Origin of the sequence: Streptomyces caniscabiei (assembly GCF_014930365.1) — a bacterium.
GTDB lineage: Bacteria > Actinomycetota > Actinomycetes > Streptomycetales > Streptomycetaceae > Streptomyces > Streptomyces caniscabiei.
Genome location: NZ_JABXWI010000010.1, coordinates 405,165 through 427,728, shown reverse-complemented (window position 1 = coordinate 427,728; position 22,564 = coordinate 405,165). Strand labels below are relative to the sequence as shown.

At 71.0% G+C, this 22,564-nt stretch carries 14 protein-coding genes and 1 pseudogene; 6 read left to right on the top strand and 9 right to left on the bottom strand.

Translation table 11 applies throughout. The features are described 5' to 3' along the window. The first annotated feature begins 16 nt into the window (after positions 1–16). Positions 17–1,417 (top strand): type VII secretion-associated serine protease mycosin, encoded by a 1,401-nt coding sequence (gene mycP / locus HW837_RS28365; protein WP_193382134.1) that lies wholly within the window; start codon positions 17–19, stop codon positions 1,415–1,417. Positions 1,418–2,004: 587 nt separating this feature from the next. Here mycP (HW837_RS28365) and HW837_RS28360 read toward each other — a convergent pair. From HW837_RS28360 to HW837_RS28340, 5 genes are all read right to left on the bottom strand, one after another. Next, positions 2,005–2,682, bottom strand: a complete 678-nt coding sequence (locus tag HW837_RS28360) for a hypothetical protein (protein ID WP_177261915.1) — start codon at positions 2,680–2,682, stop codon at positions 2,005–2,007. Between the two features lie 39 nt (positions 2,683–2,721). After that, positions 2,722–5,067, bottom strand: a complete 2,346-nt coding sequence (locus HW837_RS28355; protein ID WP_193382133.1) for a hypothetical protein — start codon at positions 5,065–5,067, stop codon at positions 2,722–2,724. Positions 5,068–5,087: 20 nt separating this feature from the next. Next, the gene (locus HW837_RS28350) at positions 5,088–5,516 is read right to left on the bottom strand and encodes a hypothetical protein (protein WP_193382132.1); all 429 of its coding nucleotides are present in this window, start codon (positions 5,514–5,516) and stop codon (positions 5,088–5,090) included. A gap of 103 nt (positions 5,517–5,619) precedes the next feature. After that, positions 5,620–5,931 carry a WXG100 family type VII secretion target gene (locus HW837_RS28345; protein ID WP_060887157.1) on the bottom strand — a complete coding sequence of 104 codons (312 nt, stop codon included), beginning with the start codon at positions 5,929–5,931 and terminating at the stop codon, positions 5,620–5,622. Between the two features lie 19 nt (positions 5,932–5,950). Next, positions 5,951–6,337 carry a WXG100 family type VII secretion target gene (locus HW837_RS28340; RefSeq protein WP_086785004.1) on the bottom strand — a complete coding sequence of 129 codons (387 nt, stop codon included), beginning with the start codon at positions 6,335–6,337 and terminating at the stop codon, positions 5,951–5,953. Between the two features lie 373 nt (positions 6,338–6,710). Between HW837_RS28340 and HW837_RS28335 the strand changes: the two genes are divergently transcribed. Continuing rightward, positions 6,711–7,037, top strand: coding sequence for a DUF397 domain-containing protein (locus tag HW837_RS28335; protein WP_193382131.1), 327 nt, complete (start codon positions 6,711–6,713; stop codon positions 7,035–7,037). Positions 7,038–7,080: 43 nt separating this feature from the next. Here HW837_RS28335 and mycP (HW837_RS28330) read toward each other — a convergent pair whose 3' ends face one another. Both mycP (HW837_RS28330) and eccB read right to left on the bottom strand, forming a co-directional pair. Next, a complete protein-coding gene (gene mycP / locus HW837_RS28330) occupies positions 7,081–8,364 on the bottom strand; it encodes a type VII secretion-associated serine protease mycosin (RefSeq protein WP_193382130.1) in 1,284 nt (427 codons plus the stop codon). 77 nt (positions 8,365–8,441) lie between these two features. Continuing rightward, a complete protein-coding gene (gene eccB, locus HW837_RS28325; protein ID WP_193382129.1) occupies positions 8,442–9,980 on the bottom strand; it encodes a type VII secretion protein EccB in 1,539 nt (512 codons plus the stop codon). Between the two features lie 385 nt (positions 9,981–10,365). Between eccB and eccE the strand changes: the two genes are divergently transcribed. From eccE to HW837_RS48940, 4 genes and pseudogenes are all read left to right on the top strand, one after another. Continuing rightward, on the top strand, positions 10,366–11,607 hold the full coding sequence (gene eccE, locus HW837_RS28320; RefSeq protein ID WP_313895674.1) for a type VII secretion protein EccE: 1,242 nt from the start codon (positions 10,366–10,368) through the stop codon (positions 11,605–11,607). 130 nt (positions 11,608–11,737) lie between these two features. Further along, entirely contained in the window at positions 11,738–12,448 is a 711-nt protein-coding gene (locus HW837_RS28315) for a hypothetical protein (protein ID WP_313895673.1), read from the top strand. Between the two features lie 297 nt (positions 12,449–12,745). After that, a pseudogene (locus tag HW837_RS50430) lies at positions 12,746–12,874 on the top strand (SCO5717 family growth-regulating ATPase); the annotation flags it as partial. 420 nt (positions 12,875–13,294) lie between these two features. Next, a complete protein-coding gene (locus HW837_RS48940) occupies positions 13,295–16,372 on the top strand; it encodes a nucleotide-binding protein (protein ID WP_390623621.1) in 3,078 nt (1,025 codons plus the stop codon). Between the two features lie 93 nt (positions 16,373–16,465). On the opposite strand, the gene HW837_RS28305 is transcribed toward HW837_RS48940, so the two are convergent. Next, positions 16,466–17,428: a bifunctional riboflavin kinase/FAD synthetase gene (locus HW837_RS28305; RefSeq protein ID WP_045561379.1), complete on the bottom strand. Its 963-nt coding sequence runs from the start codon at positions 17,426–17,428 to the stop codon at positions 16,466–16,468. Positions 17,429–17,580: 152 nt separating this feature from the next. Next, complete coding sequence (locus tag HW837_RS48935) at positions 17,581–22,488, bottom strand: trypsin-like peptidase domain-containing protein (protein WP_237270403.1); 4,908 nt, start codon at positions 22,486–22,488, stop codon at positions 17,581–17,583. Positions 22,489–22,564 lie beyond the last annotated feature (76 nt).

Here is a 22,564-nt window from a genome sequence, read left to right as displayed (position 1 = left end):
CTCCCCAGGAAGGCACATGCTCTCCAGCAGTAAGCGAACACTGTGGCCGGTATCGGCCCTGTCGGCTGTTCTTGGCCTACTGCTGGTAGGCATCACCGCAACTGCCGCCCAGGCAGAGTCGATCCGTGCCCGGCAATGGCACCTCGATGCCATGCATGCCGAAGAAATGTGGAAGGTCAGCACCGGTCGAGGTATCACGGTCGCCGTCATCGACACCGGCGTCGACAATTCCTTGGCCGACCTCAAAGGACAGGTACTGGACGGCCAGGACTATTCAGGCCTGAAGGGCGACGAACATACCGATGCTGACGGCCACGGCACCAACATGGCTGCCCTCATCGCTGCGACTGGTGGGCGAGGAAGCCTGAATGGCTCATATGGTCTTGCACCAGGCGCCAAAATCCTCCCCGTCCGTTTGGCACTCAGCAACGGCGAGAGCTTCGAAAACATCAAGTCCGGATCCGCATATGCCGCGCAAATGTCTACGGCAATTCGATACGCGGCGAAATCCGAGGCTCAAATCATCAACATCTCCGGAGGAAGTTTCAAAGAAGACGCCAATACCCCTGAACTCGCCTCATCCGTCAAATACGCCCTTCAAAAGGGTAAGTTGATTTTCGCTGCGGCCGGAAACGAAGGCGACAGGGCCAATCTACCCGGTTACCCGGCAGCGATACCCGGAGTGGTCGCTGTGGCATCGATCAATGAAAAGATCGAACGAAGCTCTTTCTCCCAGTCGGGGCCACAGATTGATATCGCCGCTCCTGGAGAAGACATGCTCAGCGCCTGCGGGGGTGGTACGCAGATCTGCATGTCCGATGGAACCAGTAGCTCCACGGCGATTGCTTCCGCCTCCGCCGCCCTCATCTGGTCGAAGCACCCGACCTGGACGGGCAACCAGGTCCTGCGTGTCTTGATCAACACGATGAAGGGCAACGAGAAGAAGTGGACCTGGAACAACGCCATCGGTTACGGCATTGTCCGTCCGCGCGTCGCGCTGCAGAGCCCGGGCGACCCCGGGCCCGCCGACAAGTATCCCCTGCCCGACCTCGCTGCGGTCGCTTCGGCTTCTCCCTCGCCTGAAGCACCGAAGCCTGGGGGTTCACCTGACGACAGCAAGGCAACGGATAGAGCAGATGACACTCACTCGGCTGCGTCTACCTCGGGCGATGGCAACACCGCCCTATGGGTCGGTCTAGGAATTGGATTCGCAGGTCTACTGGGGACAGCAATTACCGTCGCCATGATCCGCACCCGTAGCCAACGCTCATCGGCACTCGCCGCCCCAGCAGTGGCACCCGAGTACACGCAACAACCGGCCGAGTACCCCCACCAGAATTACGGAACGTACGGTCCGCCCCAGGGAGTCTCAGAGTCGCCCTACGGACAATCACCCGGACCAGGTCCGTCTTCCTGAACTCGTCTGCCCTGAGCATCACCCGTATCGTCCGATGCGAATGGCGGGGTGTGGCCACGCCTGGCCAGGTACAGGTCGTCAGCGGCGTCATCGAGAAGCCGGACTCGTCCACGAAGAGGATCCACGCTTCGAGCGCGCCGCGGTCCTTCCACCCGTTGGCCGGGGCTCCCTCACCCAGCTGCGGACCGCCCTCCCAGCACGTTCGACGGCTCTCCTCCCCGGGATCTGGCCAGGCTTGCCCACCCCTTGCAGGGTGTAGCTCTTGTGGCAGGCCTTGGGCCAACTCTGCTTTCAACTGAGCGAACGAGCAGATCGCGATCTGCGTAGTCACGAACCAGATGGCGGCCGAGATCGCCTACGCACTCACGCAGAACGGCGTTGACTAGGTGCAGATCCGTTCCGAAGGCATGCACATCGGCTCGGCATTCCGGTTCTGAGGCCCGGAGCACCAGTGAATGACCATCGCAGGTGTGGCGGACGGCCTCGTGCCACGCGAGGCCGTCCGCTGGCAGTGCGGCAGAACGCCCTGGAATACAGCCGGGCAGCAAGTGCCATCTGATCACGGTCGTTTCCGCGTACGCCAGGGACTACGCGGGATCCAGCACGGGCTTCGTGGGGAGCCCGCCGTTGTTCTTGCAGCGCAGTTCCTTGGCCATGGCCAGCGAGACGGAGTGGGCCACGGTCGCGTAGGCGTCCTTCAACGCCTTGGTGTCACCCTCGGGTTCATGAAACGGATCCCGGTGCTCCACGCCGATGACAATGTGAGTCGCCGCCGTCGGAGAGAAGAGCTTGTCGCTCTGGCACGCGAAGTAGATGTATGCCTGGTCCACTGCTGCCAGGGTTTCCTCCCCCATCTTCAGCACGGTGAACTTCGAGGCCGCCGGGTCGTCCGTGGGGGCGCTGTCGTCAAGCCTCCAGGTGATTCTGAGCTCAAAATCCGGCATGTCGCGGGGCGTGTAGACACGACAGGCATCCTCGGTCGTGGTGGGAGCGAACGCCTCGACGAGGTCCGTCGCAGCCTGCCCGATGGTGTACCTCTCTGCCGACGCCTCGAACCGCGACGACCCCGTAATCACCTTCAGCGCCTTGGCCGCGTCGGCAGATATGGCATCGCCACCGCAGAGTTGCGTCCCCGCTACGACCTTGTAGTCGTCCGGAACCCCGTCCTCATCCCCGTCCCCTCCACAACCCGTGGCACCGACAAACAACGAGCCGGCCACGGCTGCGGAGAGGAGCGTCCCGCGTACTGACCTACGACTGATCACTGTCCGTAATCCTTACGTGTCCTAGGCCGTCCACTGGCCTCAGCCCGTCTCCGGGGCGTTGCCCTGCTGGTTCTCCCGATCGTTGCCGACCCCATAGCCGATCACCATCGATTCGTACAGGTCCTGCGCGAACACCTCCTTGCCGGGGTCTATACCGTGATGGACCAGGAAGTCCTCCATCGGGGCCTCGGCCATGCTCTCACCGGCGGAGTAGATCGCCTTCTTCTCCGTGTCGGTGAGGTCCTCCATCTTCTCCTTGTGCTCATCCACAGATTTCTCGGACATGTCGCCAACCATCTGACCGACAACCTGTGACGCAGCGCCGGCGGCGGTATCCGTCGCCAGCGGGATGAGCACTGCGGCCGTGCCCACGGCCGCGGTCGCGGGAAGAAAGGCGACGCCCGCCGCGATGCCCGCCGCAGCCCCGAACTGGACCCAGCCCGCCCGCTTGGCCACCGCCTTCTCGTAGTCCTCGTGGGTCTTGAGATTCGTCGCCTCCACCTGGTCCGCCCGGGACTGGTCGAGCATCCCCTGCACCTCGGCGCCCGTACGCACGGTCGCCCTGGCAGCGCCCTCGTTGATCTTTCCGTCAGGGCCCACTGTCCCTTCCAGCGCACTGCGGGTATAGACCTGCTCCGCGGCCGAGACCGTCGCATAGGCGTCCGGGTGCTGACCCAGGGTGCTGAGGAAACCGCGGACGATGCTCCGCCCGTTCCCGTCGCCGGTGTCCGCGAAATCGATGTGGCCTTCCGGGTTCTTGCCCGGCGCGAACACACTCTCCGGGTGGTTCTTGTCCAACGCCCAGTTGATGTCGTCGATGTAGCCCCCGCCCATGACGCCCAGGCTGTCGGCCAACGCCTCGTGGTGCTCCTTCAGCAGGCCGGGGTCCGCACCGTACTTCTCCATGACCTTCTGCATGACCGCGGCGTTGTCCGCGTCCCGCACCACGCCGGCGTCCGGGTGTCCGGCCGGGTAGCCGAGGGTCGCTGCCTCCAAGGCGTGGCCAAGAGCGTCAGGCATCTGGTTTAGGGCTGCCTCGTGCTCGTCGACCGAGTTGACGTCGGGGAAGGACTCCCACTTCTCGTTGCCGAAGAAGTCGAAGTAGTTGTCGATCGCCTGGCCGTCCTTGTCCTTCCCGAGGTCGGCCGTGGCACCGCGGTCGACCGTGCCGTCCTCGTTGTACGCGGTCGGCGGGTCGGTGAAGAACTTTTTCGCCGCGTCCGGACTGTTGCCGAGCGCTTCCAGCATGGCGGTGGCCGGGTCATAGCCGGCCCCGTTCACGCCGGAGGGGTTGTACGGGTTCTTGAACGGACTGTTCACCGTCTTGCTCTCGGCGAACATGTCCGGGTCCTTCGCGTGCAGCTGCGCCACGTGTTCGGCGATCGGGTTGAGGAACTTCGCGTCGTAGTTCCCGTACCGCATGATCCCGCCGAGCAGCTGGTATCCGAACGAACCGCCGTAGTCGTGCTTGAACAGCGGAATGCGCTCGGTACCCAACTTGCGGAGCTCCGGACCCCACTTGTCGGTGAATTCCTTGTCGTGAGAGGCGGTGGCCAGGTTGAGGCCGAGGTTCTCCTGGAGCTGCTGGACGTCCTTGAGGCGCTGCGAGTCGACCTTGCCCAACTCGTACGTGTCCGCGGAGAGCTGGCCGAAGAACGCCAGCGACTTCTCGGGGCCGAGCTTCTCGTAGAAGCCCTTGGAGAATTCCAGCGACTTACTGTTGTCCTTCAGTAGTTCGTTGAGCTGCTGAAGTTCGGAGTGTGTGAGGTCCTTGCCCTTGCCCGCCAGAGCGGCGGCGCGGGCGGCTTCCTCCTGGTCCAGCTTCGTGTACGTCGGAGCGCTGAAGTCCTTGCGGTCGGTGACATTGGCCTGAAGGGCGTTTTTGAGGGCGACGTCGGTGTCGTTGCAGTTGTCGACGATCAGGTCGATCCTCTTCTGCCACGACTCGATGTTCCGCGCCTCCTGCTGCAGGGGCTCTTTGTAGTCGGGGTCGCGCAGCGCCCCGGGGACGTCGGACAGCGGGTTTTTCGCCGTGACCTTGCCCTTGCCGTCCACCCGGATGCCGGCCGCGGGCCCCTCGTGGTCCCGGATGTTGAGCAGGTCGTCCTTGGCCTTCTTGATGGCCGCGTGACCCTCTTCCAGGATCTGTTTCACGCCCTTGGCCTCGGCCGCGGCGTCCGCGAACTCCTTGGCCGCCTTACCGATGAACGCCTTGGTGACCCCGGCGTTGACGCCCGCCCAAGAGGCTTTGTCCGCCTTTGCCTTCATCCCGTCGTTGGCGTCCGTGGCGAGGGTGTCCAGCTTCTTCGCCATCTCCGACCAGTCGTCGACGGCGGCCTTCAGCTTCGCCACCGGGGCGTCGATGATGTCCTCGTACTTCAGCAAAGTGTGCGCTCCCCCGAGCCCTATTTCATGTATTCCGTGAGCGCGGATACCCGGGTCAGATCTCCCACGATCTTCACCTCGTCCTTGGCGTGCTGGGCCTTGCTGTAATCGAGGTGATTCGAAATCTGAGCGCAGGCGTCCAGCAGGGTCCTCAGGTGGGTCTGCCAGTAGTCATGCACCTTCAGCACGGCCGAACCGCTCACGAAGTTCCCGTTGGTCAGCGCTATCGCCGCGTCGAACGTGGTGGGGCGGGCGATGTCGCCCTCCTTCGCCAGCCGACCCAACAGGTCATACGCGTCATTGCCGATAGCGCCGAGGTCGTCCCGATTGACCTCCAGGTCTTTCCCGCCACCACCTCCGCCGCCTTCGGCAGGAACGCTGTTGATCTGCATGGCAGTCCGCTCGGCCGCCGCCGCGCGCAGCTCGGCCCAGTCTTGCTCGAACGTCATGAATTCCCCAAGTTCCTACAGGCAGGCCACCGCAGCGTACGTGCGGCCAGCAACACGGGGGAGGCAGCGAATGCCGCTGTCTCCCCCGTCCCTCAGTCGTATGTCAGCCCATCAGCATGCGGATGCGCTTCGCGCCGTCCAGGTCGGTGCCCTGGTAGCCGACGACGGACCTGTCCAGGAGGGTGGCGATGAAGTTGAGTTTCTCGGTCATCGCCTGCATCTCGGTGGTGTTCTTGCGCTGGATGTCCCCGTACGCCGTCTTCGCCTCCCCCTCCCAGGTCTCGGCGACGCGCTTGACCTCCTGCATGAGGGCTTCGAGCTCCTGCGTGAGGTCCGTGGCGGTCTTGCGGACGTCGCTCGCGGCCTGGGTGACTGTGGCGTAGTTGATCGCTGTGCGGTCGTAGCTGGTGCTCATCGTGGGTCTCCTCCGGGACTCAGGCGAGGCTGGTGATGCGGTCGGTGGTGTACGTCTGGCCCCTCATGCCCGCGTCGGCCTGGGCCTGGGACTCCGAGGAGTTGTCCACCTTCCGGATCTCCGCGATGCGCTCCTGCTCGTGCTCGTCGAACCCGTTGACGGCCATGCGCATGACGTCTTCCAGGTCGACGAGGTTGTCCTGGAGCTTTTTGAGGTGAACGTTCACCTCTCGCTGCACCCTGTCGTACTCCTGGCTCGCCGCGCCCTGCCAGCCGCCCTGGATCATGTCCACCACGGTGTTGAGCGACGTCACACGACGGCTCACCTCGACGTGGAAGTTCTGGATCTTGTTGGCCAGCGCGATGAGTTGGTCGTTCTCGCGTTTCTGGTCCGCAGCCCCACTCACAGGTTCCACCCTCCTCTTGATGTGGCCCAGATGGCCAAGGCGGGCAAGATTCACCGCGATCACCGCGCGACGCGCGGCCACAGTGCAACACCGCCCCCGTGCGGTACCACCCACGTGATACCGCGAGCCACTCTAGTCACCTGACATGACGCTTCCAACTGCAAAGGCGTAATGGGGCAGTTCACGGGCGGCAGGAGGGACGAGCCGTTCACGGGACCGGAGCCGTACGGGAGACTCAGGTCGCCGACACGGAGTGACATGTGGATCGCGGGCTGTGACACGGCGCAGTTCCGTTTGTCGGTCACGGGTGTGGCACCGCGCAAGTACTGTGAGTCCGTAGCTCGTTCGTACGTCGGGAAGGGGCCTCGCCGTCATGGCCGATGGGCTGGACAAGGATGCCGAGAAGGCACTCAAGGAACGCAAAGAGCGCGAGAAGGACGAGCTGTACGCGCTCGACATCTCGGGGGTGGAGTGGCACAGCGCACCGGGTACCGAGGAGCACGAGGAGCGCGTGGAGATCGCTTATCTGCCCGAGGGCGCCGTGGCCATGAGGTCGTCGCTCGACCCTGCCACCGTGCTGCGGTACACCGAGGGCGAATGGCGGGCCTTCGTGCTCGGGGCGCGGGACGGGGAGTTCGACCTGGAGCCGGCGCCGCACGACGGCGGGCTCGATCAGCAAGGCGCCGACGCGCCACACTGAGACGCGGCGCCACACTGAGACGCGTCGCCCAGGGCCCCCGGCCTCATACGTTCCCTCCGCGACGCCTGCGGCGCAGATCGCGCAGGACGACCGCCGTGCCGGCGATGACCGTGACCACTGCCCCGGCGAGGCCGAGGGCGTAGGTGGCGTAGCGCTCGTCGCGTTCCTGGGAGGTCTCGGCGAGCGAGAAGCGGGCGGTGTCGGGGGCCGGGGCCCTGGACATACCGGGGTCCGGCGTCGGGGACGAGGGTGGGTCGGCCACGTCCGACTGCTGGACGGCGCGGACCGGGTCGACGACTCCCCAGCCGACGAAGTTGTCGTGGCCGTTGACGGAGCGTTCGGCCGTCTGCTCGATCCGGGTCACGATCTGGGCGGTCGACCAGTCCCGGTGCTTCTCCTTGAGGAGCGCGGCGACCCCGGCGACGAACGGCGCGGAGAAACTGGTGCCGTTGTCCGTGCACTGGCCGCCGCCCGGGACCGTGGACACGATGTCGACGCCCGGGGCCGCCACGCCGACGAACGCGCCCGCCTGGGAGAAGGACGCGCGCTCGTTGTTGCGGTCGGAGGACGCCACCGCGAGGACGCCGGGGAAGGCGGCCGGGTAGGTGTTCTTGTAGGTGCCGTCGAGGCCGTCGTTGCCCGCGGAGGCGACCACGACGACGTCCTGCTCGATGGCGGCGCGAACGGCCTGCGCGAGCCTGGACGTGCCGGACAGGGGCTTGGTCGTGTCCTGGGAGATGTTGATGACGTCGGCGCCCCGGGAGACGGCGTAGGTGATCGCCTCCGCCATGGAGTCCGAGTCACCGCTGTTCTCGGCGTCGTTCTGGCGGATCGGGATGATCGTGGCGTTCGGGGCCAGACCCACGAAGCCCGTGCCGTCGTGCGGCCGCGCCGCGATGATGCCCGCGACCTTCGTCCCGTGTCCCTCCCGGTCGTTCGTGGGGTCGGCGCCCTTGCCCTCGGCGAGGAAGTCACGGCCGGCCGCCTTGTCGACAGCCCCCTTCAACTGTGGGTTCCGGTCGTCGACCCCGGTGTCGATGACCGCCACCCGGATGCCCTTGCCCTTGTCGGTGCCCTGCCAGAGTTCGTCGAGGAGCACGCGTTGCAGCGCCCAGGGCGTGCCCTTGATCTGCTTGGCCGGGAACGTGCACGCACCGCTGCCGTCGAGCCGCATGCCCGCGTCGGACGTACGGCTCGACCGCACGCCCGCGTCGGACGTGCCTCGCGTCTCAGGGCCGGTCGCCTCCGCTCCGGCCCCGGGCGCGGCGGTGCTCAGCACCGTCAGTATTGCGGCCACGGCCAGCAGAGTGATCTTCTTCGGCGACACCTGTACGTCGCTCCCGTCCTTGTGTGCTGTGGAGCCGCTACGGGGGTGGTGCGGGGGTGCTGCGCAGGCGCTCGCGTTCACGAACCCTGCGGCTGGCGTGCGCTGTTGGTGTCCAGGCGGGGGCCCTTGGCCAAAAACTCCGACCAGACCAGGGGGACCTTCGCCGGCCGGACGTTCTCATAGCCGAGCTTCACCTGGGCCTCGCTCGGCTCCGGTGTCCCGTCCGACGTCCCCTTCTTGCCGTCCGCACCGACACCGGACCGCTCGCTGTCGCTGTCGCCGTTCGCCTGGACTGCGTACCTGAGCCCGGTGTCCGTCACCAGGAAGAGCGATCCCGAGTCGCTGTCGGTGCCCTGGATCTGGGTGTAGAGCAGCCCCGTACCCGGGGTGACGTACGTGCTCGTGCCGCCCGCGGCGATCTCGGCGGGGTACTCGGTGCCCGCCCAGGTCCGGAGCGTGGTGCCGTTGTCGTCGTCGACGCCGCTCAGGACGTTGCACACGGTGTCGCGACCCGAGTTCGCGGAAGCCGAGTTGACCATGGAGGCGCGCCGGGTCGGCCAGTCCGACGGCTGACCGGCGAAGGGGGTTCCGTCGGCGGTGAAGTCCTGGAGGCCCACCTTGGACGCCTCGCCGTTCATGTCGAGGACGGCGGACTGCGGCGAGTTGATGAGCAGCCAGGCCGTGAACGCGCTGACGGGCTTCACCTCACCCGGCAGCACGACGTAGTACTTCTCGCCCTCGCCCGTCTCCGTCACCAGGATCATGCCGACCCTGTTCTCCTCGTCGGAGAGCTGCCCCGGCACCCGGGCGGGAGAACCGACTCCGGCCGGGAGCCGGGGGAACGAGATCGGGTCGCCCCGGTGCAGGGTCCCGATCCACTCCTTGGTGACGAGCTGGGGCTGCTTGGAGCCGACGAGCGTCTCCGTCAGCTTCTGGTTCTCCACGTCCGTCGCCTCGCCCGCGACGGGATACGCCTTCCCGGAGGCGTCCACCAGATAGCGCTCCCCTGCGCGGGTCCTGACGTACAGCACCTCGCCGCCGGAGAGACGTTCGGAACCGTCCGTCCTGCGCACATCCCGGTCGGCGAGAACGAACATCGCCTCCTGAACCGTGGTGCCCTTGCCGCCGGGCTGCTCGCAGACCGCCCAACGCTTGGCCGTGCCCGCCTCGTCGGGGGTCGGCAGCCGGTCCGGCGCGTAGGGGATGCCGAGGATCGGGCCGCGGGGCGGCTTGCCCGAGTCGAGGATCTTGTCACTGATCTGGACGACCTGGTAGTCGGCGCCGTTCATCAGCAGCCGGGCGGAGGCCAGGTTGAGGACCGGGTGGAGGCGGGTGGTCCCGTCCGTCTTGAGGACGACATAGCGCGTCGTGGACTGCTTGCCCACGATGACCCGGGTGCCCGGGGTGTTCCAGTCCTTGGGCGCGGCCGGCTGGAACATGCCCCAGGCGCCGAACACTCCCAGCACGAGGGCACCGGCGATCAGACTGGGCACGACCGCCCGCAGCGGTCTGGGGGCGCCCTCCTCCGAACCCCACGGCGACGGCTGGAGAAAGGCCGCGAGAGTGCGTCGCTTCGCGAACGTGTAGGCGTTGAGCTCATCCCGCCGTGATGCCATGAGTGCCTGTGTCTCCCCGTACCGCGCCCGGGGGCCGTCGCCCCCGCCCTCCGCTGTCAGACCGGCCCCTACTATGCCCGTTGGGCCGTCGCGCGCGTGGGGCGGGTAGGGTGCCTTCCACATCGAGGCCGCTGTCGAGTGGGTCGTTTCAGGTGACTACGGGGGGTTTGCAGCAATGGCTTCCGCAAGCCGGGCGCGATCACGATCGCGTGCACCAGCGGCCGATGCGCGTGCCGCTGCCACCGGCTCCTCCCCGTCGCCGTCCGTGCTCTCGCCTTCGCCGTCCGCCCACCCGTCCGTGTCCGCCCACCCGTCCGTGTCCTCCCACCCGTCCGCGTCCGCGCCTTCTCCGCTCTCCTCGCCTCAGCCTCCGTCCTCGTCCTCGGTGACGACGCCGGCGCCCGGTGCGTTCGCGCCGCATCTCAAGTCCGGTTCCGGGCACTTCGGGGCACTCCGGTTGCGGCAGATGTTCCTCATCGAGGCTGCGGCCGCCGTGTTGCTCGTCGGCTGGGCCGTGCACCCGATCGCTCTCGTGCCCGCGGCCGTGGTCGCCGTCCTGCTCGTGCTGCTCGCCGTGGTACGCCGCCGGGGACGCTCTCTGCCCGTGTGGCTGGCCACCGTACGGGGGTTGAAGGCGCGGCAGCGCAGGGCGGCGGCCGCGGTGATACCACCCGGGACCGAACCGGGACTCGCGCCCGCGGTGGAGTGCGACCCCACGTTGCGGACCTACGCGTACGGCGGACGGGACCGGCGGAGCGTCGGGATCATCGGGGACGGGACGTTCGTCAGCGCGGTGTTGCAGGTGGAGGCGGACGCGACGGCGCTGCGCGCCGATCGGAGCCGCCAGCCGTTGCCGCTGGGCCTGGTACGGGACGCGCTGGAGGTGGACGGGATCCGGTTGGAGGGGGCGCAGATCGTGCTGCACACCCAGCCGGCCCCCGCGATCCACCTGCCCCAGCAGTCGGTGGCCGTCAGCAACTACGCGCCGCTGCAAGCCCGGACGGGTACGCCGGCGATACGGATCACCTGGATCGCGCTGAAGCTCGACCCCGAACTCTGCCCGGAGGCCGTGGCGGCGCGCGGAGGCGGCCTGGCGGGGGCACAGAAGTGTGTGGTGCGGGTCGCGGACCATCTGGCCAGTCGGCTGACCGGTGCCGGGTTCCGCACGACCGTGCTCGACGAGCAGGAACTGATCTCCGCCGTCGCCACCTCCGCCTGCGCCAACCCTCTGGTGACGGCCGAGGCGGGGCGGACGGAGACCCCGCAGCGGCGCACCGAGGAGTCCAGTCGCAACTGGCGGTGCGACAACCGCCGGCACACGACGTACTGGGTGCGCCGATGGCCGCAGTTGGGTGGTCGAGGGCCATCGCTGCCGCAGCTCGTGGGGCAGTTGACGGCGCTGCCGGCGCTCGCCACCACCTTCAGTCTGACCCTGGCGCGCGGAGTGCGGCAGGAGATGGCGGTCACCGGACACGTACGGGTGACGGGACGCAGCGACGACGAACTCGTCGCCGCCCGGCGGGCGTTGGAGCAGGCCGCACGACAGGCCGGAGCCGGGCTCGCACGGCTCGACCGTGAACAGCTGCCGGGGGTCCTCGCCACACTGCCCCTCGGAGGTGCCCGCTGATGAGCACGATCGGAGATGTCCGCTGTTGAGCACGAGCGGTACGGGCCCGTACGCACCCGACTCCGGCTCGGCGGCCCCCGGTTCGGGTGCCCCTGGGCCCGCTTCCCCTGCACCCTCCGCGGGTGAGCGGGTGCGCGAACGGCTGCGTGCCGGGTTCGGGCTGATCGGTCCCCGGCACGGACGGCACGCCCTGTCGGTCGAGCAGTTCGACTCGCTCGCGCTGCCCGTCGGGGACGACGGCGTCGTCATCGGCGTCGATTCCGAGAACCGGCCCGCCGTCCTCGGGATCAACCGGCCCACTCCCTACGACGTCGTCCTGATCGGCGGACTGTGGACCGCCCAGGTGCTCGCGCTGCGCGCGGCGGCCACGGGGGCACGGGTCGCCGTGGAGACCGGCAGGGCGCAGGCCTGGATGCAGCTGGTGCACGCCATGGGCGGCGGACAGAACGGCCTGGCCGTGTACGACGTCGGGCGGGTTCCGCCGCAGGGTGCGTCGGCCGGCGGTCCCGTGCTCGTCGTGCGCGACTGCGGTATGCGTCCGCCGCGCGGCCGGGTCGTCGCCGGTCCCTGGCAGGCCGTGCTGACCCTGCTGCCGTACCTCTCCCCCGTCGCCCCACGGCTCATCCGGCAGGCCCGGCTCGTCGGTGTGCAGCGGGTCTCGCCCGACGAGGCGGCGGAACTGGGGCGCACCATGGCTCTTCCCCGGACGGACGTCGAGGCGCTGCCGACGCTCGCCGACGGTGTCACCCTCTGGTGCGCCGACCGCGACCGGCAGTATGTGATGACCCAGCCGACCGACGCCGAGACGGGCCTGCTGGGCACGCCTCGCCGAATGGACTGACGGCCCCGGCAACGGTACGGGGACGGACTGTTGTCGGTTTGGTCTCCCTCCCCTTTCGCGCCGTTCACCTTCAATGCCCCTTTCGTGCGCACTCGTTGGGGATGTGGCGCCATCTCAGGGCAGGGTGTGACGGAGCGGGCGGGCGCGGAGGGGTGGACGGGCCTGCCGTCGTCGCGCTCGTGGTGATTAGGCTGGGACCGGGGGCGCGCATCACGACGTCACGACGACACGGCTCGAACGACCAGAACGGTCGGCCCCGGCACGCTTTGAGGGCGCTCGACCACACCAGGAGGAATTGTGAACAGCGATCGGGACGGGATCCGCGGGGGCTGGGCCACACCCGGCGATGACCAGTCCGACGCGGAGTCCGCCGTCGAGGCGACGGGCGAGTTCACCATCGACTACGCGCCGCCCGCCTGGTACACGCAGAACGCCTCGCCGTCGGGAGGGCCGGCTTCAGGACCGGGTACGGGTACGGATCCCCATACCGGGGCGGGTACGGAACCCGGGGCCCCGCCGGCCGCCGGGGGCGTTCCGGGTGGTGCGCATCCGGCCCCGCCCTGGCCGCCGGTGGCTGCCGCGCCCGAGGCCGGTGCGGAGGGCGGGGACATCGAGAGTGGCGCGACCATGCGGATCTCCGCCGCCGCGTTGAAGCGGGAGATCTCGGGCGCAGGTGCGGTCGAGGGTGGCTCGGCCGAGTCTGCGGGTGCGAGTGCTGGTGCTGGTGCGGGTGCCCCCGTGCAGTCTGCGGATGCTTCTGCCGCCGAGGCGGGGCAGGGTGCGCAGGGCGGCGCTGCTCAGGACGGCGACGGTGGCGGTGCTGCCGCTGCGGACGGTACGGCTGCCGTGGCTGCGTCCGGCGAACCCGGACCCGGGGCCGAAGCCGCTGGGGCCGAACCGTCAGTCGTCGACAGCATCCCGGGCTCCGCTTCCGTGGGGACCGAGCCGACGGGAGCGATCCCTCAGGACGCCGCGTCGCAGCAGGACTCCGTCCCGCAGGAAGCCGCCGAGCCTGGCCCCGCTTCCCAGGGCGCCACCCCGCAGGGCGCCGCGCCCCAGGGTGATGACGCACCTCAGAACGCCGCAGCGCAGGACGCTTCTCCCCAGAGCGCGACGACCGACGACGTCCACAGCAATGCGGCCGCCCCCTCGGCCGAGGCCGCCGCAGTGCCTGAGCCGGGTACGCCTCAGCCCGCGCCTCAGACCGGTGCGCCCCAGGACACCCCGCCCGCTCCGGACGCCCCCGGTGGCGCGCCTCAAGGGGCCTCCGCCTGGACTCCCCCACCGGTGCCGCACACTGCGATCCCGCCGTTGCCGCCCGAGTTCCAGCTCGCGGCGCCTGTCGCGCCCGCGCCGGCGGCGCAGTGGCCGCCGTCCGTGCCGGCGGCCGACGCGGCGCAGGGGGTTCCCTGGACGCCGGAACAGCAGGCCGCGCCCGCACAGGGGGGACAACCGCCTGTACCTCCGCAGCAGCCGGCCCACCCGCAGGTTCCGCCGGGTGCCCCTGCGGCTCAGGGTGCCCCTGCGGCTTGGGGCACACCGATCGACGCCGCGCCCGGCGCCCCCGTCGGGCCGCCCCCCGCGGCTGCCGTTTCTGCGCCCGGCGAGCCCGCCGCCCCTGGCGTGGCCGGTGCGCCGGAGGTGCCCGCCGCCGCCCACGCACCCGACGCCCCGGGAACACCCGGAACTCCCGGCACCGACAGCGCTCCGAGCGAGCCCGTCACAACGGGCACCCCCGACGCCACGGGCGCCCCCAGTTTCTCCGCTGCGCCACCGGCACCCACGGCACCCCCAGCTCCCAACATGCCCGCCTCTCCCGACGCACCCCACGCCTCGGCCGCCCCGGTCACCCCGGGCCCGACGCCTCCGCAGGGGCAACCGGTAGCGCCCCCACAGGACTCCGGCCTCCCCTCCCCGGCCGGTTACGGCTTCCCGCCCGCGGGCGCACCCGTCCCCCCGCAGGCACCCATCCCCCAGCAGAGCGGCTACGGCTTCCCCCAACCCCCCGCACAGCCCGGCCACCCGGCCCAGCCTGTCGCCCCCCAGCCCACCGCGCCGCAGCCCCCGCAGCCCACCCCCGGTTACGGCTTCCCGCCCGCCGGCGCACCCGTCCCCCCGCAGGCACCCATCCCCCAGCAGAGCGGCTACGGCTTCCCCCAGCCCCCGGCCCAGCCCGGCCACCCGGGACAGGCGGGACAACCGGGACAGGCGGAGCAGCAGGGGGCTCCCGGCGCCCCCGTGCCTCAGCAGCAGGGCTACGGCTTTCCTCAAGGGGCGCCCCAGCCCGGCCCCCAGCACCCCCCGGCCCCCCAGCCCGGCTACGGGTTCCCGCCCACAGGAGTCCCGGGCGCTCCGGCACCGACCCCGCCCGGGCAACCCAACTCCCCCGCCCCGCAAGGCGGTTACGGGTTCCCCCAGCCCCCGGCCCAGCCGGGACAACCCGGTCAGCCGGGGCAGCCTGCACACCCCGGTCAGCCCCACGCCCCCTTCCCCGGGCAGCCCGGAGGCCCTGGGCAGCCCGCCCACTCCGGCCAGCCGGAACACCCCGGTCACCCGGAGTACACCGGTCACGCCGGCCAGCCCGGCCAGCCCGGCCAGCCCGTTGGGCAGCCTCATCCCTCCGCCCCCGTCGACCCCCGCACCGGTGCCGCCTGGCCTCAGGCCGTGCAGCACGATCAGCGGCAGCCGACCAACCCGGGTGTGGCACCGCTCGGTTACACGGCCGCCGTGGAGTTGTCGTCCGACCGGCTGCTGAACAGCAAGAAGCAGAAGGCGAAGAGCAGCCGTCCGGCCTCGGGCGGCGGGCTGTTCAAGCTGGGCGGCAAGAAGGAGGAGGCCGAGCGGCAGCGGAAACTGGAGCTGATCAGGACGCCGGTGCTGTCCTGCTACCGCATCGCGGTCATCAGCCTCAAGGGCGGCGTCGGCAAGACGACGACCACCACGGCCCTCGGCTCGACCCTCGCCACCGAGCGGCAGGACAAGATCCTCGCGATCGACGCCAACCCGGACGCCGGCACGCTCGGCCGTCGTGTGCGGCGCGAGACCGGGGCGACCATCCGCGACCTCGTCCAGGCGATCCCGTACCTCAACTCGTACATGGACATCCGGCGGTTCACCTCGCAGGCGGCCTCCGGACTGGAGATCATCGCCAACGACGTGGATCCCGCCGTCTCCACGACGTTCAACGACGAGGACTACCGGCGCGCGATCGACATTCTCGGCAAGCAGTACCCGATCATCCTCACCGACTCGGGCACCGGTCTGCTCTACAGCGCGATGCGCGGCGTGCTCGACCTCGCCGATCAGCTGATCATCATCTCGACCCCGTCCGTGGACGGCGCGAGCAGCGCCAGTACGACGCTGGACTGGCTCTCCGCGCACGGCTACCAGGACCTGGTGGCCCGTTCCCTCACGGTCATCTCGGGGGTGCGTGAGACCGGCAAGATGATCAAGGTGGACGACATCGTCTCCCACTTCGAGACGCGCTGCCGGGGTGTCGTCGTCGTGCCGTTCGACGAACACCTCTCCGCGGGCGCCGAGTTGGACCTCGACATGATGCGGCCGAAGGTGCGGGAGGCGTACTTCACGCTCGCCGCGATGGTCGCCGAGGACATCGCCCGTCATCAGCAGTCGCACGGCCTGTGGACCTCGGACGGCAACCCGCCGCCGGTCGTCGCCCCGCCGATGCCGGGTCAGCAAACTCCCGGACAGCAGGTACCCGGTCAGCAGCCGTACCAGCCGCACTATCCGCAACAGCAGAATCCGCAACATCCGCAGCAGGGGCAGCAGCCGTACCCCGGTCAGCCCTACCCGGGGCAGCCGACCCCCGGCCAGGCCCCGCAGCCCTACGGCCACCCCGGTCAGCCCGGCCAGCCCGCACCCGGGCAGCCGTACCCGCCGCAGCAGGGTCCGCCGCAGCAGTAGCCCGCACGGCAGCCGACGGTACGACCGAGGCCCGTGTCCGTTCACGGATCGTGAACGGACACGGGCCTCGGTCCGGCAGAGCTACCGGGGCTGCTACCCCTCGTCGCCACCGTCGTACGCGCCGATCAGCTCGCGGCACCTCTTCACGTCCTCGGCCATCGCCACGAGGAGCGCGTCCAGCGAGTCGAACTTCGCCTGGCCGCGCACGAAGGCGAGGAAGTCGACGGCGACATGGAGGCCGTAGAGGTCGAGGCCGACGCGGTCGATGGCGTACGCCTCGACCGTGCGCTCGGTGCCGTCGAACTGCGGGTTCGTGCCGACGGAGATCGCGGCGGGCATGGCCTCGCCCTCGACGTGCAGCCAGCCGGCGTAGACGCCGTCGGCGGGGATCGCGGTGTGCGGGAGGGTCTCGACGTTGGCCGTCGGGAAGCCCAGTTCGCGGCCGCGTTGGGCGCCGCGCACGACGACGCCCTCGACGCGGTGGGGGCGGCCGAGGATCTCGCGCGCACCCTCGACATCGCCCTCGCCTACCAGCCGCCGGGTCAGGGTCGAGGAGAACGGCTGACCGCCGCCCGCCTCGCCGGTGACGAACAGGTCGACGACCTCGACCTCGAAGTCGTACGTCTTGCCCTGCTCGGCCAGGAACGCCACGTCCCCGGCGGCCTTGTGCCCGAAGCGGAAGTTGGGGCCCTCGACGACGGCCTTGGCGTGCAGCTTGTCCACCAGCACCTTGACGACGAAGTCGGCCGGGGAGAGCCGCGAGAACTCCGTCGTGAAGGGCAGGATCAGGACGGCGTCCACACCCAGCTCGGCCATCAGTTCGGCGCGGCGGTGGTGCGGGGCGAGCAGCGGGGGGTGCGTGCCGGGGCGCACGACCTCGCTGGGGTGCGGGTCGAACGTGACGGCGACGGTGGGAACGCCCAGCTCACGCGCGCGTTCCACGGCGTGGCTGAGGATCAGCTGGTGCCCGCGGTGCACCCCGTCGTAGGAACCGATGGTGACGACGCTGCGCCCCCAGTCCTCGGGGATGTCCTCCAAGCCACGCCAGCGCTGCACTGTGACCGCTCCTCGTCGAACCCGTGTCCGTATTGACGCCTTACCTTGCGCAGGTCTAAGGGTGCCATGCCCGATGCTCTCCGCCCGCATCGGCATCCGGGCTGTGACCCGGAGCACGGATCCCGGGCCGCGACCGGTACGCGCCTCCCTCCTCACGCGGGCACCCGCACACCCGGCACCCCCGCCAGGTTCTCGATCATCCGGCGGGTGCTGGGACCGACCACCGCTGCCCACTCCTGGGGCGTACCGGTGAGCCAGTCGGCCACCAGCTCCGCGAAACCGGGCACGTGGCGGGCCAGGTCGACGAGCGCCCAGTCGAACCGGGTGGCCCCTTCGGGCGTACGGACGAGCAGCAGACCGATGCGGTGGACAAGCACCCGGACGGCCGTGCCCGCGCCCTCGCTCGAACCCGCCGTACGCGCCGTGCCCGCCCCGTCCGCCCTCCCCGCCCCATCCGCCCTACCCGCCGTGCCCGCCGTGCCCGCGACGACCGCTCGCAGCAGCGCGTCGAGGACGGACGGGTCCCGCTCGGTCGCCATCAGCAGGTCGAGCAGTTCGCGCCGCAGCGGACCGGAGACGGGGGTGCCGGGCTCGGCGAAGACCGCCGCGAGGGCCGCGCGCACCTGGACGGGGCCGTCGACGATCAGGCCGCTGACCAGCGGGAACAGTACGACGCGGGTGCCTGGGCCATGTTCCAGTCGGCGGTCGACGTACACGGCGACGTGCCCGGCCACCTCGGGGCGCAGGGCGACGACCTCCCGTACGAGGGCGGTGACGCGGCGCGCGAGGCCGGGGGTGGTGACCTCGGCGAGCGTACGCAGGGCCTCCCCGTCCGAGCATTCGGCACCCTCCGCGCCTTCCGCGCCCGGCGAGCGCAGCCGCGCCCGGAAGGCGTCCAGGACCGGATCGGGGTGGGTGGCGAGAGCCGTGACGACGGCGCTCGCGGGCAACTGCGGGTCACCGGCCGCGAACCGTTCCAGCGCCTGCGGCAGATACCGCGACCTGGTCAGCGGATCCCGTACGAGCAGGGCGAGGGCGCCGCTGTGCAGGGTGACGTCGGAGGGGCGGCCCAACAGGGCGAACGCCGCGTAGCGCAGGAGCTCGCGGTCGGCCTCCGTGCGTACGTGCGGAGCGGTCCGCAGCCCGTACGCGAGCCCCGCGACGCGCCGGGCCGGACGCTCGTCGTGCGCCCACCTGTCGACGGCCCGGCACACCGCCGAGGGTTCCTCCTCGGACAGCACCGCGAGGAGTTCGTCGCCGCGGCGGTGCGCGCTGTCGACGAGCGCCTCGGTCAGGTCGTCCAGGGCGCACCGGCGATGGGTGTGCAGCAGGGCCTGCGCGGCCGTCGCCACGGTGGCGTCCGGGGTCGCGACCAGCGGGGTGTCGTCCAGGAACCAGCGGGTGAGCAGCGGTTGTACGGCGACGGGGGCGGCCGCCAGCAGCCGGGAGACCGCGTCCAGATAGCGGGGTCCCTCGTCGGTGGCCGGGTCGGCGACGACCAGGCGTCGCAGCAGGTCGAACCGTTCCGCCTCGGGCAGGGGCAGCGCGGCCCAGAAGTCCGGGCCGAACTCGGGCGGCACACCCCGGCCCTGCGCACGCCAGGCGCCGATCCGCTCGGTGAGGAACCGCAGCACCCTGGTGTACGGCGTCGCGTCGGGCACCTGGAGCAGGACCTCGGCCAGGAGGCGGGTGGCCCACCAGGTGGGGTCGTCCGGGGCGGGGGCGCCCGGGGGCAGCAGGGCGTCCAGCGCGTCGAGCAACTCCTCCAGGCGTCCGGCGAGTTCGGTGGGGCCCTGCTGCCGGCCGAGGAGGAGCAGGGCGTGGACGACGGGGCCGATGCGGTGGCGGGGCACGGGGAGGTTGCGGGTGGCGCGGCGGGCCTGCCTGCGGACGCGGGCCTCCGAGGGCATGGTGCCCCAGCCGCGCCGTGACTCGGCCTGGGCGACCCAGCCGCGGTGCACGAGGGCGTGCAGGGCTGCGTCGAGGTCCAGGTGCGCGCCCTGGATCCAGTCGGCGAGTTCCTCGTGGGCGAAGCGGTAGCCGTCGCCGGCCGGGACGAGCAGGCCCTCGGTGAGTACAGCCGAGGCCCAGCCGGTGGTGCCGCCGAGCCGCCGCCCCGGCACGGGTCCCCACGGGAACACGGCCTCGAACGCCGCCCGGTCCAGCTCTCCCTGCCCGGGGCCGAGACAGCGCCGGGCCGCCTCGTGCACCTGCCCGGCCACCTGCGCCGCCAGCCGCCGCACGCCGGCCCCTCGCACCCCGTTCACAGCGGCGAGCCGCACGGCGACGCGCAGACACATGAGATCCAGATAGGCGGCCAGTACCTCGTCCCTGCCGGGGCGGGGGGAGGGAGTAGGGGGTGGGGTGGGGCCGGAAGGGTGCCAGGTCGGGCCGGTGGGTGGTGGGGTCGTGCCGGGGGTGCAGGAGCGGAAAAAGGGTCCGGCCGGGTCGGTGGAGTACGGCTCGGGCCCGGTGGGCGGCGCCGTCCGACCGGACGGGTGGCTACCGGCGCCGGGTCCCCCGGGAACGTACGGAGCGAACGGAGCGGAGGCACCGCCCGCCGTGGGGTCGGCCGTGGCGGTGTGCCCGGCCGAAGGGCCCCCGGCGCCCGCGTGCGCGGTACGGAGCCAGTGATAGCCGGGCTCGCCACCCGGGCCCTGGGCGTCCTCCCAGCCCGGTACTACCGGGCCGTACAGCCCCTGCCCGTGCCCCTGCCCCTGGCCCTGCCCCTGGCCCTGCCCCTGCCCCTGCCCCTGGCCCTGCTGCTCCGGCCGCCCCCAACCGTCCGGCCACTCCGCCTGCGGCGTCCAGCCGTCCCGACCCGGACGCTCAGGTCCCGAGCCGTGCCGCCTCTGCTCCTCCCAACCCCCGCGATCGCCCGAGACCCCGCCCTCCGGCCCCGGACCGCACCAGCCCTGCCCCTCCGGCCCCCGATCACCCCAGCCCGGCTCCTCCTGTCCACCACGATCGCCCGAGGCCCCGCATTCCGGTCCCGGACCGCGCCAACCCGGGCCTTCCGTCTTCCGTTCGCTACGACGCTGATTCCCGGCCCCGGGGCCACCCGGCGCCCGGTTCTCCGGCTCTGTCTCGGGTCGGCTTGACCGAGCGGTCCCTGCCGCTTGCTCGTCGGGTGGGCCGGCGGGGGCGCCATCCTCGCCGGGGCGGCCGTTCGAGGGGGACGGCAGGGCCGCTCGGATCTCGGACAGGAGGCGCAGGGTGAGGGGGTGGCGGGCGTCCGCGGCGGTGAGCGCGTCCTCCGGGATCCCGTACCGCAGGCGAGCCCGCCGGGCCTCGCTCTCCGTCAGGTCGCCCAGGCGCACACACGCCGGCAGCAACTGCCCCTCCGCGCCGGGAGCCTCCCCGTACAGCAGCTCCGCAGGAAAGTGCGCCCCGGCCCGCTCCCAGTACTCGGCACGGCAGGCCACCACGAGTCGCGCCCCGTGCGCCCGCAACCACTCGGCCGTCCCCGCGGTCCACTCGGCCAGCCGGTGCGCGAGCGTCGGCGGCATCTCCTCGGGCCCGTCGAGCAGCAACAGCAGTGGCCGCCCCGCCTCCTCCGCGAGCCGCGCGAGCCGCTCCGGCCGGATGTCGCCCAACTCTCCCTGATAGCGACCGGGCAGCCACGGCCGCCCGACCCCGGCCGCCGAATGGCCCTGCGCCTGGGCATCGCCCGAGGAGTCGTCGCCGCAAGCGCCTGCGGAAGCGGCGAAGGCGGCCGAGAAGTCCGACGCGGCCCACCCACCCGACGCGACGCCCCCGCCCGCCGCCCCGGCTCCAGCTCCGGCCCCGGTCGTGGACCCGACAGACCCCGGCGACCCGACCGCCCCGGCGGCCCAGCTCGCGCCGGCGGAACCTGCGGCGCGTCCGGCTGCCCGGTCGCCCCCTCCCCCCTCACCGGCCTCCTGCGAGTCCGGCGAAGCGGCCCCGTTCCTGCACGAGTTCGACGCAGCAGAGGCTTCGCCCGCGGCAGCGCCGACGCCGCCCCCGGCTCCACCCGCCCCCGCCCCGTACCCCCACTCCTCCGCCGCCCACTCCGGCACGTCCGACGCCGCCACGATGCGTCCCGCCCGTTCCAGCGCGCGGCAGGCCGCGTCGGCCACGGAGGTGTCGGCGGAGAGGAGGTCGGCGCCCCGGAGCCAGAGAGTCGGGGCGGGGGCCGGACCCCTGCCCCGGCGGGCGGCGAGGGCGGCCAGTTCCGTCGTACGGCCGCTGCCGGGCGGGCCGACGAGGCCGAGAACGGTGGCGGGGCCCTCGGAGAAGGCAGTGAACTCCCGGACGACATCGACTCGTTCGACGGGCTCGGCACCGGCCGCCGCCACTGCCCCCGCACCCGCCCCCGGCCCCGGCCCGTCCGAGCCGACCGTCGTGGCCGTGAGCTCCAGCACCCCCGCCAGGTTCAGATCCGTCCCGTACGCCGGTACGGTCGCCGCGTTGCGTGCGAGCAGCTCGGCCAGCGGCCGCTCGACGCGCCATCCGCGCAGGGGCACGGCGAAGCCGGTCGCCCGGTGCTGTGCCTCCAGGGCCGTGCCGAGGACGCCCACGACGGCGCCCGTGGTCATGTCGAGCACGGGTCCCCCGGCCGCGCCGCCGCCCAGCCTCAGCGCCTCGCTGCCGGCGGTGCCGATCGCCAACTCCAGGGCGCCGCGCAGCAGATGGAAGCCGTCGGTCGCGGTGTACGTGACGTCCGCCGTGCCCAGCACCCGTGCCTCACGCCAGCCGCCGGCAGCGATACGGACGTACGCGCCCGTCGCGACCTCCTCCCGCAGGGCGAAGGGCAGCGGGTCCACGCACAGCCCCTGGGTGCGGATGAGCGCGAGATCGAGGGCGGGCAGCGGGGTGACCTCGTCGGACGTCACCACGCAGACCTGGTCGCCGGTGGCGCGCACCACGATGCGGGCCAGCCCGTCCACCGCCTCGTGGCTGGTGACGACCGTGCCGTGGTGGTCGGCGACGAAGCCCGTGCCACGTGGTCGTCCCGCCAGATCGCCGACCCGCACCAGGACTTCGTCCCGCGCCGCCCGGCGGCCGTCGTCGGTTGCCCGACGGCCCCGTACCGCCATGTCCTGACCTCCCCCGTCGTACCTGTGTTCCGACGGTAGGCACGTGAAGATCAGCGGAACAGATCTCGCGGCGAAC

Bases quoted from the DNA above. Each gene is read 5' to 3' on its own strand.
- mycP (WP_193382134.1), top strand. From the start codon at position 17: ATGCTCTCCAGCAGTAAGCGAACACTGTGGCCGGTATCGGCCCTGTCG.
- HW837_RS28345 (WP_060887157.1), bottom strand. From the start codon at position 5,931: ATGAGCACCAGCTACGACCGCACAGCGATCAACTACGCCACAGTCACC.
- HW837_RS48935 (WP_237270403.1), bottom strand. From the start codon at position 22,488: ATGGCGGTACGGGGCCGTCGGGCAACCGACGACGGCCGCCGGGCGGCG.
- HW837_RS28335 (WP_193382131.1), top strand. From the start codon at position 6,711: ATGGCCGATGGGCTGGACAAGGATGCCGAGAAGGCACTCAAGGAACGC.
- eccB (WP_193382129.1), bottom strand. From the start codon at position 9,980: ATGGCATCACGGCGGGATGAGCTCAACGCCTACACGTTCGCGAAGCGA.
- HW837_RS28350 (WP_193382132.1), bottom strand. From the start codon at position 5,516: ATGACGTTCGAGCAAGACTGGGCCGAGCTGCGCGCGGCGGCGGCCGAG.